The organism is Moorena producens 3L (assembly GCF_000211815.1).
Classification (GTDB): domain Bacteria; phylum Cyanobacteriota; class Cyanobacteriia; order Cyanobacteriales; family Coleofasciculaceae; genus Moorena; species Moorena producens.
Map to the genome: position 1 here is coordinate 91,287 of NZ_GL890816.1, position 17,060 is coordinate 108,346.

At 44.4% G+C, this 17,060-nt stretch carries 12 protein-coding genes and 1 pseudogene; 4 read left to right on the forward strand and 9 right to left on the reverse strand.

The features are described 5' to 3' along the window. Positions 1 to 7: 7 nt before the first annotated feature. On the forward strand, positions 8 to 1,615 hold the full coding sequence (locus LYNGBM3L_RS00710; RefSeq protein ID WP_161603112.1) for a hypothetical protein: 1,608 nt from the start codon (positions 8 to 10) through the stop codon (positions 1,613 to 1,615). Between the two features lie 215 nt (positions 1,616 to 1,830). Beyond that, the gene (locus LYNGBM3L_RS00715) at positions 1,831 to 3,042 is read left to right on the forward strand and encodes an RNA-guided endonuclease InsQ/TnpB family protein (protein WP_008177823.1); all 1,212 of its coding nucleotides are present in this window, start codon (positions 1,831 to 1,833) and stop codon (positions 3,040 to 3,042) included. Here the strand turns inward: LYNGBM3L_RS00715 and LYNGBM3L_RS00720 are convergent. Next, a pseudogene (locus LYNGBM3L_RS00720) lies at positions 3,029 to 3,640 on the reverse strand (type I glyceraldehyde-3-phosphate dehydrogenase); the annotation flags it as partial. The gene LYNGBM3L_RS00715 and the pseudogene LYNGBM3L_RS00720 overlap by 14 nt on opposite strands. 588 nt (positions 3,641 to 4,228) lie before the next feature. Between LYNGBM3L_RS00720 and LYNGBM3L_RS00725 the strand changes: the two are divergent. Continuing rightward, positions 4,229 to 5,227, forward strand: coding sequence for a 2-hydroxyacid dehydrogenase (locus LYNGBM3L_RS00725; RefSeq protein WP_008177826.1), 999 nt, complete (start codon positions 4,229 to 4,231; stop codon positions 5,225 to 5,227). A gap of 299 nt (positions 5,228 to 5,526) precedes the next feature. On the opposite strand, the gene LYNGBM3L_RS34565 is transcribed toward LYNGBM3L_RS00725, so the two are convergent. The 7 genes from LYNGBM3L_RS34565 to LYNGBM3L_RS00755 all read right to left on the reverse strand — a co-directional run bounded on the left by LYNGBM3L_RS34565 (position 5,527) and on the right by LYNGBM3L_RS00755 (position 14,869). Continuing rightward, on the reverse strand, positions 5,527 to 6,603 hold the full coding sequence (locus LYNGBM3L_RS34565; RefSeq protein WP_165691857.1) for a calcium-binding protein: 1,077 nt from the start codon (positions 6,601 to 6,603) through the stop codon (positions 5,527 to 5,529). A 168-nt stretch (positions 6,604 to 6,771) separates the two neighbouring features. Beyond that, on the reverse strand, positions 6,772 to 7,455 hold the full coding sequence (locus tag LYNGBM3L_RS00735) for a YggS family pyridoxal phosphate-dependent enzyme (protein ID WP_044491833.1): 684 nt from the start codon (positions 7,453 to 7,455) through the stop codon (positions 6,772 to 6,774). Positions 7,456 to 7,486: 31 nt separating this feature from the next. Then, complete coding sequence (locus LYNGBM3L_RS00740) at positions 7,487 to 9,886, reverse strand: CHASE2 domain-containing serine/threonine-protein kinase (RefSeq protein WP_008177832.1); 2,400 nt, start codon at positions 9,884 to 9,886, stop codon at positions 7,487 to 7,489. A 990-nt stretch (positions 9,887 to 10,876) separates the two neighbouring features. Next, a complete protein-coding gene (locus tag LYNGBM3L_RS35225; RefSeq protein ID WP_008177837.1) occupies positions 10,877 to 11,014 on the reverse strand; it encodes a photosystem II reaction center protein K in 138 nt (45 codons plus the stop codon). A gap of 47 nt (positions 11,015 to 11,061) precedes the next feature. Beyond that, positions 11,062 to 12,186: a tRNA guanosine(34) transglycosylase Tgt gene (gene tgt, locus LYNGBM3L_RS00745; protein ID WP_008177840.1), complete on the reverse strand. Its 1,125-nt coding sequence runs from the start codon at positions 12,184 to 12,186 to the stop codon at positions 11,062 to 11,064. Positions 12,187 to 12,366: 180 nt separating this feature from the next. Next, positions 12,367 to 12,819, reverse strand: a complete 453-nt coding sequence (locus tag LYNGBM3L_RS00750; protein ID WP_008177841.1) for a hypothetical protein — start codon at positions 12,817 to 12,819, stop codon at positions 12,367 to 12,369. Positions 12,820 to 13,609: 790 nt separating this feature from the next. After that, positions 13,610 to 14,869: an RNA-guided endonuclease InsQ/TnpB family protein gene (locus tag LYNGBM3L_RS00755; RefSeq protein ID WP_008177843.1), complete on the reverse strand. Its 1,260-nt coding sequence runs from the start codon at positions 14,867 to 14,869 to the stop codon at positions 13,610 to 13,612. Between the two features lie 417 nt (positions 14,870 to 15,286). Between LYNGBM3L_RS00755 and cobS the strand changes: the two genes are divergently transcribed. Then, positions 15,287 to 16,081, forward strand: a complete 795-nt coding sequence (cobS, locus tag LYNGBM3L_RS00760; protein WP_044491793.1) for an adenosylcobinamide-GDP ribazoletransferase — start codon at positions 15,287 to 15,289, stop codon at positions 16,079 to 16,081. 72 nt (positions 16,082 to 16,153) lie between these two features. On the opposite strand, the gene LYNGBM3L_RS00765 is transcribed toward cobS, so the two are convergent. Next, positions 16,154 to 16,603 carry a PPC domain-containing protein gene (locus LYNGBM3L_RS00765; RefSeq protein ID WP_008177847.1) on the reverse strand — a complete coding sequence of 150 codons (450 nt, stop codon included), beginning with the start codon at positions 16,601 to 16,603 and terminating at the stop codon, positions 16,154 to 16,156. Positions 16,604 to 17,060: the final 457 nt, after the last annotated feature.

Here is a 17,060-nt window from a genome sequence, read left to right on the forward strand (position 1 = left end):
CAATCATATGACTACTCGTGAGTGCTATCCTGGTAAGCCTCCTAAATACTGTCTCGAATGTAGTCCGAGGCGGAAACGTCAGCAAGATGAGCTGTATATACCCGAAAAGGGGATGTTCAAGCCAACACACAACTTGGTTAATCTTACCAGTGGTCAGAAGACACCAGTATGTCTGGAGAAGTCCCCCCAAGCTGGGTGGCTTTTTGTGAGGACAGCCCTAGATTGGTTTAGCGGGGAAAGCATCATCAAGTATCACACAACTAAAGGGGTTTACAGCCAGGAGGTGCCGTTGGCAGATTATATCGTCGAAGCTCTACCAGCTGGCGAGATCACCACAGCATTTCCATCAGCTACCTCTGCTAAAAAGAAGATTACTCCTGCTAAATCTTCATCAGAGCTAATTTTAGTAGAACCCTACAGTGTGAAGAAGATGTGCGATCGCTTCCGGTGCGGGGACAGGTTACTCAAGAGGATGCGCACTGACCCAAACTTCAGCCAGTGGAGTCGCTCTCGGGATCCCGAGGGCATCACTTGGGAGTATCGGCAAGGAAAATATTTTCCTTTAGTTGATCAGGTTAATCAGGTTCATCAAGAATCATCAGACACCTTTGAACCTGAGATCGATGAGACTACTCCCACCACTAATGGGTCATCCCAGGGTATTTTAGTAGAACCCTACAGTGTGAAGAAGATGTGCGATCGCTTCCGGTGCGGGGACAGGTTACTCAAGAGGATGCGCACTGACCCAAACTTCAGCCAGTGGAGTCGCTCTCGGGATCCCGAGGGCATCACTTGGGAGTATCGGCAAGGAAAATATTTTCCTTTAGTTGATCAGGTTAATCAGGTTCATCAAGAATCATCAGACACCTTTGAACCTGAAATAGAGGAGACTACTCCCACGACTAATGGGTCATCCCAGGGTATTTTAGTAAAACCCTACAGTGTCAAAGAGATCTGCGATCGCTTCCGTTGCGGGGACAGGTTACTCAAGAGGATGCGCACTGACCCAAACTTCAGCCAGTGGAGTCGCTCTCGGGATCCCGAGGGCATCACTTGGGAGTATCGGCAAGGAAAATATTTTCCTTTAGTTGATCAGGTTAATCAGGTTCATCAAGAATCATCAGACACCTTTGAACCTGAGATCGAGGAGATTACTCCCACGACTAATGGGTCATCCCAGGGTATTTTAGTAAAACCCTACAGTGTCAAAGAGATCTGCGATCGCTTCCGTTGTGGGGACAGGTTACTCAAGAGGATGCGGACTGAGCCAAACTTCAGCCAGTGGAGTCGCTCTCGGGATCCCGAGGGCATCACTTGGGAGTATCGGCAAGGAAAATACTTTCCTTTACTTAATCAGGTTAATCAGGAATCACCAGCCACCTTTGAACCTGAGATCGAGGAGACTACTCCCACGACTAATGGGTCATCCCAGGGTATTTTAGTAAAACCCTACAGTGTCAAACAGATGTGCGATCGCTTCCGTTGTGGGGACAGGTTACTCAAGAGGATGCGCACTGACCCAAACTTCAGCCAGTGGAGTCGCTCTCGGGATCCCGAGGGCATCACTTGGGAGTATCGGCAAGGAAAATATTTTCCTTTACTTAATCACCAATAGTTCATTAGTCTCAAACGGAGTCAGCAGATGCGTTCGCGTAGCGTGGCCGTAGGCCAATCGCGCCCCGCGTGACCTACGGTCAATCGCATCTGCTTTACCAAAAATTTTGGGTCTAAAGCCCCGTCCTTCTAGGACGGCTTTTTTCTTGGACTATTACTTTACAGTTTTATACAACTCTGCTAATATAAAAGTATATAAAATAGGGTCGAAATTCGGTGATTATTTTAGAGTTTAAAGCGAAAGGGAAAGAGTCCCAATACTCAGCCATTGACGAGGCTATTCGGACAGTTAAATTTATCCGAAATAGCTGCATCCGTTTATGGATGGACAATAAAGGGACTGGAAAAGGTGATTTGAGTAAATACTCTAAAATCCTTGCCAAGAATTTCCCTTTTGCGAATGAGTTAAACTCTACTGCTCGACAAGCTGCGTCTGAGAGAGCATGGTCATCGATAGTTCGCTTTTACGATAATTGTAAGAAAAAAGTCTCAGGCAAAAAGGGTTTTCCTAAATTCCAGAAACGCGCTAGATCTGTTGAATACAAAAAGTCGGGATGGAAACTGTCACCTGACAAAAAGTCAATAACATTTACGGATAAAAAAGGGATTGGGAGGCTTAAGCTCAAAGGTACCTGGGACTTGTGGCGCTTTGATAAGAAGCAAATTAACCGGATTCGGATAGTCAAGAGAGCTGATGGGTACTATGTTCAATTTTGCGTTGCAGTCAACGTGAAAGAAGACGTGGAGCACACTGGCGAAATGATCGGATTGGACGTAGGACTTAAAGAGTTCTATACAGACTCCAATGGTCACTCAGAACCTAACCCCCGATTCTACCGGAAGGGAGAAAAGCGACTAAAGTTTTATCAACGTCGAGTATCTCGCAAAAAGAAAGGCTCGTCCAATCGCAGGAAAGCCATTAATAGACTGGATAGGCATCACCTCAAAATAAGTAGGCAACGTGAAGAGCATGCTAAGAGACTGGCACGTTGCGTAATCCGATCTAACGATTTGGTCGCCTATGAAGATTTGAGGGTCAAGAACCTAGTTAAAAATCATTGTCTAGCTAAGTCTATTAATGATGCAGGTTGGTATCAATTCAGAAAATGGTTAGAGCATTTTGGTACTAAGTTTAGCAGGATAACTGTTGCGGTGAATCCTGCTTACACCAGTCAAAACTGCTCTGATTGCGGTGAGGTAGTCAAAAAGTCTTTATCCACTAGGACTCATGTCTGTGAATGTGGATGCGAACTTGATCGCGACCACAATGCTGCAATCAACATTCGCAATAGAGCCGTAAGTACGACGGGGCACGTCGGAACTTGGGTTATCGACCCGAACGCTTCAGGAGATTTGGCCTCTACTCTTCTTGGTTCCGGCCAGGTTGAGCAAGTCGGATCGTTGAGTGAAGAATCCCCGCTCTTATAGGGCGGGGAGTGTCAATTGGACCATCTACCGTTGGCTGGGTAGCAGTCATGGCATGGATGGTAGTCATTAACCCTTCCGCTAGCCCAAAATTGTCATTAATCACTTTAGCAATGGGAGCAAGACAGTTAGTTGTGCAACTGGCATTGGAAACGATACTATCAATACCTGGGTTATAGGTATCGTGATTGACACCCATCAACAGGGTGGGAACCAAATCAGGGTTTTTAGTAGGAGCAGAGATTACCACCCGCTTCGCTCCCGCTTGTAAATGCTTAGATGCCCCATCATAGGTGGTAAATAGACCCGTAGATTCTACTACATATTCCACACCGAGTTTCGTCCAAGGCAGTTCCTCTGGGTTTTTAATTGAGACACAGGGGATTTTCTTGCCATTGACCACAATTCCATCAGCTTCAGCTTCTACGGTACCCTTGAAACGACCATGGGTTGAGTCGTATTTGAGTAAATAGGCGATAGTCTGTGGTGGAACTAGGTCATTAATGCCCAGCACTTCGATTTCTGGGTAGTTGAGGGCAGCACGGAATACGAGTCGTCCGATACGACCAAATCCATTGATACCCACTTTGACAGTTGCCATGGACAAATCTCCTTTAAGAGGTTTACAAATTTACGTTTGTCGATAATTAAGAATCCTGATCCAGCGATGCAGCCTAGTCTTGGGGAAACCCCCACTCGCGCTCTGCATCAAGACAATGTCATCCAATAGAGAAGATTAATTCTTCCTTTATTGTTGACAGCTGGGAGCATCAAAACTATCATTAACGGATTGCAAAGCAACCAGATGTGACTCAATGATTTTTGCTAGGCATCCAAGCTATTGTTTATAGCTCACTCTACTCATTATTTGTTAATCCTTTAACTTAATTTAAGACTGTGGTAATTGGTGTCAATCTCTCCCACTGATCTGTGTTAAACTTCAAATAAATAAAAGAGAAGGTAAGCATTTATAGCGCTACGCGCAAGTCAGAAGTCAGAAGTCAGAAGTCAGAAGTAAGCTATGACTAAGTTTCGGAGTTTAGGAATGTCAAACACCTTAATGGGTAGTGCTATACATGACCGCTGATAGCTAACTGTTAAATGCTTACCAGAGAATTAACCTTTTCTTTAAACCTAGTCTTTAAATTTTTATCTAAAATTTAATTAAGCTTGTTTTGGCATTACATCTATGAAAGTCGCTGTCTTTAGTACCAAAGTCTACGACCGACAGTTTCTGGAAGCTGTTAATTCCCAATATGGTCATGAATTAACTTTTTTTGAACCGCACCTCGATACTCAAACGACTATTTTGGCATCAGGATGTCCAGCAGTATGCGTTTTTGTCAATGATTCCCTCAACGGACAAGTGTTGGAAAAGCTGGCGCAACAGGGAACTCGTCTAATTGCTCTACGCTGCGCTGGTTTTAATAATGTGGATGTCACAAAAGCGACAGAATTGGACATGATAGTAGTGCGTGTTCCGGCTTACTCCCCTTACGCGATCGCTGAACATACGATTGGCTTAATGCTAGCCCTGAATCGCAAGATACATCGTGCTTATTCTCGAGTACGAGAAGGAAATTTTTCCCTAGATGGACTCTTGGGATTCGATATGCATGGTCGCACTGTAGGCATTGTGGGAACTGGTAAAATTGGTGTTGTGGTAGCCCAAATTCTCAATGGTATGGGGTGTCAATTAGTGGCATATGATCCCTATCCCAACCCGGATTGTCAAGCTTTAGGGGTCAAGTATGTAGAGCTAGCTGAACTCTTTGCTATCTCTGATATTGTCACCCTACACTGTCCCTTAACTACTGAAAACTATCATCTGATTAATTCCGAAGCTCTAGAGCAGATGAAACCAGGTGTGATGCTCATTAATACTAGCCGAGGGGGATTGATTGATACCAAAGCCATTATCGCTGCCCTCAAGTCCAAGAAAATTGGCTATCTCGCTCTGGATGTCTATGAGGAAGAATCTGAATTGTTTTTTGAGGATTTGTCTAATGAAGTCATTCAAGATGATATTTTTCAACGTTTACTGACTTTCCCTAATGTAATCATTACTGCTCATCAAGCTTTTTTAACTGAAAATGCCCTCCATAACATTGCTGAAACTACACTATCTAATATTACTAACTTTGAGCAAGGTCTTCCTTGTCCGAATAAAATTATTAATAGGGAATAGGGAATAATATCAAGTCAGGTTTAATACCTATAATTAGAGGGAGAGTGGGAAGTGTGGGGAGATTGGGGGGGTTCCTAGGGAATGCGTTCGCGTAGCGGCTCTTTCATAGCATCCCATTATATCGAATCCCATAATTTTGAAGTTGGAAGACTTATCCAAAATAGTTCAAAACTATGATATGATTCCCTATTTTAACCAAACCTTAACAACTAGTGACCTCGGCAAAATTCAATCAAGATTTTAGTAATCGGTAATCCTAATCCAATTACCAATTACCGATTACCAATTACTAAATTGGCCTAAAACGCACTAGGAGGAGCGGTAACAAAGGAACGAGGAGGGAAGACTTGTAAATCAATATGCTGCTCTGGACTGAAATCAAGACCTGCTTGTAGTTGAGCAAATTGTTGCTCTTCAAAAGACAGAGCACCTGTAGTTTTATTGTAGGAGATTTGATCAATATCAAGTTCCCCAAAACTAACAATTTCAATCCTATCTCCCTGTTGGACATTGAAATCTGTAATCCTGTCAATTCCGCTTTCAGGTCGTGGCACTTCCGAGTCATCGTTCCTCGGCAATAGGAAACTATCAGTTATGTTGATTCCCCTTGAAAATTGTAGCGGTTGTGATGGAGGCATTGAAGGCGGGAAGATTGGTAATGGACGATTTGTAAATGTGAACTTAAAGATATCAGATCCGTGACCACCAGTCAGGGTATCGCTTCCGTTGCCACCTACTAGAGAATCATCACCATTGCCACCAATTAGATAATCATTCCCACCACCAAAGACATTTTGATCATCACCATCACCAATCAGGGTATCATTGCCAGTGCCACCAATGAGAGTATCACTGCTACCCCCACCTTCGAGCACATCATTTCCGTCTCCACCATCCAGGATGTCACGACCTGGATTATAGTTGATGGGAATTCCAGTCAAACGTCTACGAACATCACCTAAAAGGGAATCATCACCAGCTCCGCCTTTTAGGGTATCATTACCATCTGCTCCGTTGAGAGTGTCATTTCCTGTGCCACCGTCGAGGAAATCATGATCAGATGTCTGTTTAACCTCAAACAAACTCAAGCCAAAGCTAGGACCCGGTCCACCAGTAAGGACATCATTCCCTGAGCCACCAATCAGAGTATCATTACCCTCTCCACCGTTGAGAACATCTGAATCCTCCTCCCCTTCAAGACGGTCATTACCCCCTCGACCATTGAGAATATCATCCCCAGCTCTACCTTTGAGGGTATCATCCTGTGAGCCACCGCTGAGAGTATCGTTGCCACTATCACCTATGAGAATTACACTAGTATTTGTAGTATTTGTTTCCAAGTCCACTAAGTTCAAGTTAAACATTTCTTCGAGCACCTATTCCTATCCAACTCCGACCTCCTTTATTGTCTGGTCTTAGGTATGGTAAGGCTAGCCAATTTTGCAGTATTTAGCCAATTTGACCGATTTATTGGTGCCCGTTGACGCTTCTCGGTAAACCCGACCGGGGTCCCAGCGCAAAATACCATTAAAAATGCTCAAAAATTATTCACGTTTTCCGAAAATCTTGCTTCCTAGGCGAATCATCGTTGCTCCTGCTTTAATAGCCTGCAAATAATCTCCCGACATTCCCATTGACACTTCTTTTAAATTTAACTGAGTTGTTTGATTAAGCTGTTCCTTGAATTTAGCAACTTCTACAAATGCATCAAAAATTTCAGCTTCCGATAACTCCAAGGGAAGAATTGTCATTAACCCTTGAATATCTAAGGAATCGCAAGCTTCCAATTCTGGTAACGTTTCTAATAACTGCTCAACAGACCAACCATATTTATTAGGATCGGGCAATATCTTAATTTGTAAACAAACCTTAGGTCGTTTATTTAACTCATTAGCCCGCCGATTTAAACTCTGGGCTAACTTTAAATCATCAACGGAATGGATCCAGTCCATTGTTTGAACAGCTAGTTTAGCTTTATTTTTTTGTAAGTGACCGATAAAATGCCAGGAAATCCCCTCTAAATCTTTTAACTGCTCCTGCTTAGCACAAGCCTCTTGCAATCGATTTTCTCCGAAATCCCGAATTCCCGCACCATAGGCTTCCCGCATTTTTTCCACAGATACGGTTTTGCTCACTGCAATTAAACGGACATTAGGCTTTAACTGTTGAAGAATCTGCTGGATATTATCAGTAATAGGTGTAGTGATAGTTAAAGGTATTTTTTCCATAGTCTTCCTCTTGCCTTTTTCCTCCATGGCTTCACCCACCAATCACTTTGGACAAATCTTGTAGGATTACCTCAGCTGACTGGTATCTGTCAGCGAAATGATAGGTTACCATCTTTTCTATAATTTGGGCAAATTCTTCAGGTACATCTGCCAGATTACGCCAGATCACTTCACCACTTTCTGGAGAAATGGGCAATTGATAGGGACGAATGCCAGTTAATCCTTGAATCCCAATCATACCTAAAGCATAAATATCACTATTGAAACTAGGGTGTCCCGCTAATTGCTCTGGTGGGGCATAACCGCGAGAGCCAATGGCAACCGTAGCATTTTCTTCCTGACTCTGCTCTGGGCTTTTAATCTGTTTAACTGCTCCGAAATCAATTAGTACCAGTTGACCATCAGTTTCACGACGGATAATATTGCCAGGTTTGATATCCCGGTGGATGACGCCGTATTTGTGGATAAAGACAAGAATTTCTAAAATATCTTTCAGGATATCCGCGACTTCCTTTACTCCAAGCCGTTTATCTACGGGCAATTCGTCACTCAGGGACTGACCGGGAATATATTCTTCCACTAAGTAAAATGCTTTATCTTCTTCAAAATAAGCTAGTAGTCGAGGAATCTTTAAATGATTACCCAAGATTTCTAATATTTCTGCTTCAGTGCGGAATAGCCGTCTGGCAATTTTCAAGAATTGCGGATCGCTACGAGCCGGTTTCAATTGCTTGACCACACACTGGGGTGAACCAGGTCGCTGAGTATCTTCTGCTAAATGGATTAGACCAAACCCACCTGAACCAAGAACACGCTTGGTTTGGTAGCGTCCAGCTAGGAGGTTATGTTCGGGTCGGTACTCTACCGATGTGCCATCAGGGTCTGCACCAGCTGTTGGGTTCCAAATTGCTGTGGCATCTTCTTGAGATAAATCGGTTTGTGGTATCGGTATAGTTTTGGTGTTAGTGCTGGAGATGGTTTTGTTTTGTTCTTTCAACAACGCCTGTAACAAGGCCAAGTTCTGTTCCTGTTCTTGAGCTTTGGCTTCAATTTTGCGGCGCTCTTGCTCTGCTTTTATGCTCTCCTGTTTAGCCTTGTAACCGGTGTAAGTCATTACACCAGTACCCGAAAGGATTAATGCCAACGCAGGTGCCACAACAGGTATCCATCCTGAGTTGAGAAATAGCAGGTAGGATGTTCCGAGCAAAATACCTAGAGCAATACTCTCAGATAGTACTAACTGTCGAGTGTTGCGGCTTACCCCAACTAACACGCCCCCTATTAGTGTCCAACCCCAAATCCACAAGCCTTCTGTCCACTCAGACCAAAACCAAAACTGTGCTCTTCCCTCTCCAAGTGCGCCACTGAGCAGTTGACTCACGATTTGACCATGTATCATGACTCCTTGCATATGCTTGCTTTCTTTTTGAGCAAAACTGTAGGGTGTTAAGAAGTCATCATCTTTGATACTAGGAGCATTCATCCCGATTAGGACAATCCGGTCTTTGACCAAGTCCGGTTCAATCTCCTCATTCAGAACCTTAGTTAAGGTAACGGTATCGGCAAGGTGATCAGCAGAGCGGTAATTCAATAAAATTTGGTAGCCTCCCGTATCTCCCTTTTGGTAACCTCCAGCAGTAGGAGATATCTTGTTATAGACTGTTTTTCCTAGCTTCATCTGTTTTCGGGAGATGTTTTCGGGCTTGATTCCCCGCTGTTCCAAATAGCTTCGGGCTAACTGAAAGCCGAATGATAATCTGGTGGTGCAACCCACGATGCTGGTATTATCACTGGTATTGTCAAAAAATAATGGAGCCCGCCGGACGATTCCATCGGGATCTTCAAGTAGATTAACAAAGCCTACACGATGCTGAGAAATGTTTGGGGGGGCTGCAACACTGGATGCTTCTGATTGACCCCGATAGCAAATTGGGATTATGCGATCGCTACTTTGCAGTAGTTCAGAAAATTCGCCATGACCCGGTTCTACTGGACTGTCTCGAAAGATATCGACACCAATGACAGCGGGTTGATGTTGCTCCAACTTCTGTAATACCTCATACATTACAGCATCTTTGATTGAAGACCCTCCTGGAGCTGTTGTGCCTTTTAAATCTGGCTCAGTCACCTCTACTACTAAGAGGCGGTCATCGGGTGGTAAAGCTGGTCGCAGCTCTATCATCCGGTCGAAAGCCTTTAACTCAAAAAACTGTAACATTCCTAGGTGCTTAGACCCTAGCATTAAACCAGTTACCGCCAAACTCGCTACCAATGCTGGGTTTATCCCAACATATTGCCCCAAGCGTTTCAGCCGCGACCAAGCTTTCGCAGATTTTCGGGGCGGGGGGGAGGGATTTTCCACCTGGGGGCTAATAAGTTTTGATTTGTTTGGTGACTCTTCTGTCGCCACTTTTACCAGCTGAGCACTCATATATAATAGTTATTACTAGAAACGATCACCCTTGATGTTCACCCTTGATGATTCTATAAATAATACGATCAACGGTTCGATCACCCTGTAGAGTAGTGACTCATTCCTTGATTCAATGCCCTGACCTAAGTTGGAAACGTTGCTCTTTGTATTTTCCCGATCGATTTAATCGATTGAGCAGAAGCAATGGAAGCGAAGTTGCTTACACTACCATTTGGCTTTTTTTTGGTTAGGAAGCAAGTCGTGCTTATTGTGTCAAGCTATCAATCGGATTATCTGAAATTTGTCTTCAACTTCGCCGTGGTCAACCACCCTTATCCCAATTATTGATGCCCACCTGACTAATATCTTGGGTAATTCTACATTGATAGTTTTGACAGCAAAAACTGGCATTTAGCCTATACAAACAGCTTCCTGCATTTTAGCTTAACAACCGGTGGATAGTCTTCATCCAACATATCGGCAAGTTTTACTACTCACAGGATGCCCTATCGCCAACTTTTCTTTTTTTGATTGCTTTATCAACACTAGAAAATCTGGCTACTGTCATGCTTCAAGTACAGTTTCGGCTTTGGTTATCTACTTGAAAAGACTTCCAATTCGCCGTTGCTTATCTATTGTCACTTATTAGTTAGACAAAAAAAGACAAAAAACACCTATAACTATCAGCCTGGCTTCAATCGCAGGTTGATAGTTCGTACACCCCTACTGCTAATCTATACCGTCATCAACCCTGCCAAGTCATCATCCCACCCTGACCTAACCGGTTCATAGGTGGGATGAATCGTAGGGATTATTGATCACATAGTCTTCCGAGAGACAAACGTTGGTCAGGTAGTGAGGTTACTTTCCCCCGGATTCATCCGTCGGGTTTGTACTACTCCTTTCTGACACAACCTAGAGCTTTTTGGTAGATATGTCTAAATTTGTAGATATTTTCTGATCAAACCAACCCCTAGAGCCAAACCGGTTTTCTAGCGGGGGAGAAGTTTACCGGAAGCCCACGGCGGCTTGCCAGACAAAGGCTAGCAGCAAGAAGAACACAGGGATGACTGGTAGAACGTCCACCACTGGACCAAAAATAGAGTAAGCTTCGGGTAATGTTCCTAACAGGAGTGCAGCTTCCATATCTTAAATCTTCCTTTCCAACACAGATTTAATAATTGACATGTATCTTAACATGAAGTGAACAGCCATTGAGCAAATTGTGTAGTGAATTGATCACTTAAGATGGCTGCCCTGATCGCTTGAGTAAACCGAATTAGCTCAGTCACATTGTGGTGAGAGAGTAACATATAGCCTAGAGATTCACGCGATCGCACTAAATGGTTCAGATAAGCACGACTGAAATTCTGACAGCAATAGCAAGGACAACTGGCATCTAAGGGGGAAAAATCTTCCCGAAACTGGGCGTTTTTCAAGTTCCAGCGTTCCCCCTGGACTAAGGCGCTACCATGACGTCCCAGGCGAGTGGGAATAACGCAATCAAACAAGTCTATGCCAGATGCGATCGCTAAAACCATTTCCCTGTAGGTACCGACCCCCATCAGATAACGAGGCTTATGCCATGGCAGTAATGGAGCGGTTGTCTGGACAATTTGGTGAATCAATTCAGGCGGTTCCCCCACACTGACACCACCAATGGCATAACCTGGTAAGTCCAGCTCGACCAAGGATTCGGCAGCCCTTTGACGCAAATCTAGGTACACCCCACCCTGAACTATACCAAACAAAGCTTGTTGTTCAGGGCGATTGTGGGCAACAATACAGCGTTTGAGCCAGCGATAGGTTCGTTGAGTTGCTAATTCTACCTCAGTTCGCTCAGCTGGATAGGGGGGACACTCATCAAATGCCATGATCACATCTGCTCCCAAGGCATGCTGAATTTCCATACACCGTTCTGGGGTTAGATCAATCATCCGCCCATCCCGAGGAGATCGAAACCTCACCCCCTCTTCAGTAATAGTACGGAGCTGGCTTAAGCTAAACACCTGAAAGCCACCAGAATCAGTTAAGATTGGTCCGTGCCAACCCATAAATCGATGCAGACCACCGGCTTGTTTAATGATGGCTTCTCCCGGTTGCAGATGGAGATGATAGGTATTAGCCAAAACCATTTGCGCCCCAGCTACCTCTAACTGGGCTGGTGTTAGAGTTTTTACCGTTGCTAGGGTGCCTACTGGCATAAACCTGGGAGTTTCCACCACACCATGGGGGGTCACAAACACCCCAGCTCTTGCCTTAGTGTGGCTACAGGAAGCCTGACATTGAAATGAAAAATTAATTTTCTGTTGATTCAAGTTGATCTAGGTCTTGAAATATCGTTAACTAGACCATAGCTTCTAATTCGGTTAACCCAGGTTAAACTCTTGCGTCTTCGATATTTTGTATTAGATGCATCCAACTTGGAGCAAGCCAATACTTATACCCTTGAATTTCATTAATCAACCTGTAACCTTCTAACCTTCTAACCTTCTAAGCTAAAAAGGACTATCTGCATCATCATCAATTTGCACATCCCATTTCGCGCTTAGAACCTGTGTGACCATAGCTTCAAGGGCTTCCGCCTGAAGTTGATCAACACACTCTTGTTGCAAGGGATTCAACAGCGGAATCAGCCGCAACTGACGATTTTCATTAATTAGGTCAAAGTATGCTTCTTGGGTTGGAGACTGACTCAGTTGTAAATAGTCAAAACTATGGACATTGATGTAAAGTGTCCGATTGGCAATCAGGGTCGAGCAATGGGGATCAGCAAATACTTCCTGAACTAACCCTTCCCCCTGGTTCTTTAGTTGACCATCGAGAGTGTGGATGTAACGGACGCAACCTAAATCACCAAGCAAGCGTTTCATATCTCGCTTGTTGATGATAATGCCAGTTTCAATGATGCAAGGAGCTGGGAGTTGGTGTCGAGATTGGTGGTGACTCATGGATAAAAGCCTATAATGCTTTTCAGGGCTGATATTGACATGCAACTGGTATATTTAATTGATTGGCGAGGCAACCCTAAAGGTTAAACCAATTGATGAGAACATAGCTACGGCAACGGGTTAAAACCAACAATAAAGGTTAATGGTTATCGTACTTAATACCTAATCTAAGCATGCTTAATGGTTAATACAAGCGTATAAGCGTGTAAACCTACAAGCGTTTAAGGGTGTAAGGGTGCCTAGTAAGCAGCAAGAGATAATTCCAATAGATGCAGGGGATAATCTCTGTTAGGTGTTTATCTTTAAATAGTTCACAGTAAACTCGTCAAATCTAGTCAACTAGATTACTCCTGTTTAAGGTTTTACCCTTATTGAGTGAACACCAACAGCTTATATCCCAAATGGGGTCAACCCATTGCCAACTACTTTTTATTGATGCAGTCGCGCTATAGCCAGGGGCCGTGTGGAGCACATTCGAGCACCTTGTCAGCCCCGTGGAAACCACGGCAGTTGCTCATAGGGGAGACCCCCTTTGGCCGCACTGCCTCCCCGTTGTTGGCGCTGCATCGCTTCTACCAAGGAATGTTGATTGAGCCGTTTTGGTCGGAACGAACTAACTAGATTGGCAGCCCGTTGCTGTTGAGACCTAACCCATAGGGTGGAGTAACTTGCTGCTTATAACAACAGCTTATGACACCATACTATCCCAATCTTTCGATGGTGCTCAAAGGAAAATTCAGTGACATCCTCCCGGCGCTGATGCTACGCATACAGCGCGGGCTTCCAAGAATCACTTCAAGGATTTCCTGGTTGCTCCCTTGTGGGGTTTCGCCTCTGACCTAGATTGGGTTGCCCCAACCCCCGGTAGACCGACTGCACAGGCAATTTCGATTCCCGACTGTCCATCGGTACTGATCAGTTGTATCCCTCTATTTTTTATGACTTGACCGCTAGCTACATCCCTATCGGTTTTATACCCACAATCAGGGCAATTGTGAACTCTAACACTCAAGTCTTTTTTGACTTGCCCACCACACTCAGGACACTGTTGAGAAGTCCTCCTGGCATCTACTTCACCAAAAAACTTTCCACGCTTCCAGCACACATACTTAACGATGGTTCGGAATTGTCCAAACCCAGCATCAAGCATATACTTACCCAACATCCCTTTGGCACTAGTTTGATAGTCCAAATCTTCCATGAAGATCATATCTCCAGCATCACAAAGAGCATGAGCTTGTTTGAAGTGAAAGTCCTTCCGAGTGTTATCAATTTTGTGGTGAAGTCTAGCAATCTGCATCCGCTGTTTCTCGTAATTCTTAGACCGTTTCTGCTTTCTAGACAACCTACGTTGCAGCACTTTCAGCCTACTTTGCAGGGTCTTAAAAAACTTCGGCGGCTTGACGAGAGCACCATCACTTGTTGCTAAGAATTTTTCCAGCCCGACATCGACGCCAATGGGATGACCATGTGGCATAGGGTCTGGAACACTGACATCACATTGAATGTTGATAGATGCATACCATCGGTCAGCTTTCCGTATGATTCTCACTTGCTTGACCACAAACCCGTTAGGGATTGGGCGATGCAAGTTAATTGGAATCAGTCCTATCTTGGGCAATTTGATGTGCAAGTCCGTAACCGGATTGTCTTTAAACTGAGGGAACAGCAAAGACTTGAACTGCCCATGCTTTTTGAACCGTGGAAAGCCAAAACCACGGGACTGAAAGTACTCCCAACCTTTGTGCAACTGCTTGATAGCTTGCTGAAGAACTTGAGAAGGAACCTCCTTGAGCCTGGGAAATTCTTTCTTAGCGTTGGGCAGGTTGTTCAGTTGATTAATTTCGTTAGGAAACTTTGCTTCAGATGAAATGATGTACTCTTTTTCAAGAGAGCATCTGTCTATCAAGCATTTGCGACTATCACACCAATCTTTGATCTCCCGCAACGCATAGTTGTAAGCACTGCGACAAATTTCCATCGACTCAATTAATCTTTGTTCTTGAGTGGCGTCTGGGTAGATTCGGTAGCGATAGTTCAGAGTCAACATCCTAATATTCTAGAGGATTTACTGGCTGTAGCGCTACTGTTAAATGTTGTTAATTGAGGGGGTGTTTAACCCCCTCAATTAACCTGGGGGAGTCCATGTATCCCGGCGCTAACAAGATCAGATATAGCGCGGGTCTTATCGCTCCCCCAGGTTAATTGATTAGTTGAACCTCCCCACCCTGAAGAGGGATGGGGTATCCTTTGCACAACAACGCTCGTTGCTGTTCTCGACCTGGGCGTGACTTTCCCCCGCACGGTCGGTAGCTGAGTGGGGTCAATACCCAGTTTTTTTTGAGACCCTTACTTTTTATATTAACACTATTGAGAGGGAAAAGAATACCCCGNCCTCTTAGGTCGGGGATGAATTTTCCCTCTCAAACTCTCCCACTCTGATCAATTTCAGTAACAGCAGTAACCCATGAAGTATTTTACCGGACAACAATTTAAACAATGGGGACGTCAACTTTTCTGTTCAATGAGCAGTGCTGTAACTTTTTATACCTGTATTCCCCTACCAGCTAGCTGGGGGATGGAGTTTCGGGGCATTGCCCGTTGGGCACCGATGATTGGATTGCTGATTGGGGGGATACTGGTAATATTAGATACTTTATTGCAACAGTTGGGGATGCCAGTATTCACTCGCTCTGCTGTAGTTGTGGTCAGCTGGCTTGCCCTGACTGGAGGATTACACTTAGATGGGGTGATAGACACAGCGGATGGTTTAGCAGTTCCAGATCCCCAGCGCCGTTTAGATGTGATGGCAGATAGTGCTACAGGAGCGTTTGGGGCAATGGCAGCCTGTACTCTATTACTGTTAAAAACAGCTGCCCTAACTGATATCGGGGCTTATCGGTGGGCAGCTTTGATGGGAGCAGCTGCTTGGGGACGCTGGGGACAAGTAGTAGCGATCGCATTTTATCCCTATCTCAGACCCACCGGTAAAGGAGCATTTCACAAACCATGGATACGTATTCCCCAAGATATTCTCTTGGGATTATTCGTTGTCTTAAGTTTATCTATAGTGCCAGTGTTGCTTGACCCGACAAATGCTTGGTTCTCCTTAACCATGGCCATCGGAGGATGTGCGATCGCTCTACTGACTGGCGGCTGGTTCCACCGCCAGCTGGGGGGACATACTGGAGACACTTACGGAGCAGTGGTGGAATGGACAGAAGCCCTGTTTCTGTGCTTACTGACCCTCATCCTTAACTAATTCTTTCGCTAATTCTTTGGCAAAGACGACCTGTTGGTTAATCGAGTACTTACCGACTCGACCACTAACCCCCTAAATTGGTTTAAGTCGGGTTATCTTTAATCTGAACGTGCCACCGCCCGTTGAGCCAAAGGCACGCACCCTGATAATGTACTCATCTGTCTCAGTGATGCGAGCAAATAACAAGGAGTTAGTACTCCCATCTGGTCCATCATCATTTTCCGCTACCGTAGAACCATCAGAAGCAATCACAGAGATCATCGTGTCAAAGTTGTCTGAGATCAGGTCGATGGCAACTTGGTCTCCCGCATCAAGATTTACTACATAGTCTCGGGCAAAGCCACCGTCCCCGATCGGAATATCTTTTTGAGTCAGGGTGTCAACAATTTCTTTGCTATGGGAAATCGGCTGCGGATTGTACAGGTTTTGTGCTCTGGCTACCGGTGCAGTTAAGCTCGTTGCCAAGAAAGTTGCTGCTACAGGTATAACCCAGCTAAACCAAGCAGCAAAAGCTTTACTCATCTAAACTAGATATCTTTTAGTTGCTAACATTTCTAACACTGTACCCTAACCCCCTTCAAAAAGCAGGGTCGTGTCGAGTATGGGATTGAAGTAGACCCAGGCTATCCCCTGACAATACAACCAGCTTAATCTATTGCTGACGGGATGTTCCACCGCCAAATTTTTGAGATTTTTCCTACTTTACTCTAGTCATTTTATAAGCACAAAAAAGCATAAATTCAACGCGATCGCTATTTCAACCTCACTTCGAGATAACCAACTTTATCCAGGAATTAAAAGCTTTGAGTCTGTTCTGCTCTCTCCTCAAAAAAATCGCCAATTTATGACATCAAACTGAGGTTATTTCCCTCAATATTTACTTCGGAAGAGATTTTTTTTACTAGAACTTGTCAATGATTCATTTATCCTATATAATACTGTTATAGGAAGAGTTAAAACAAGGCAACCAAATGAACAA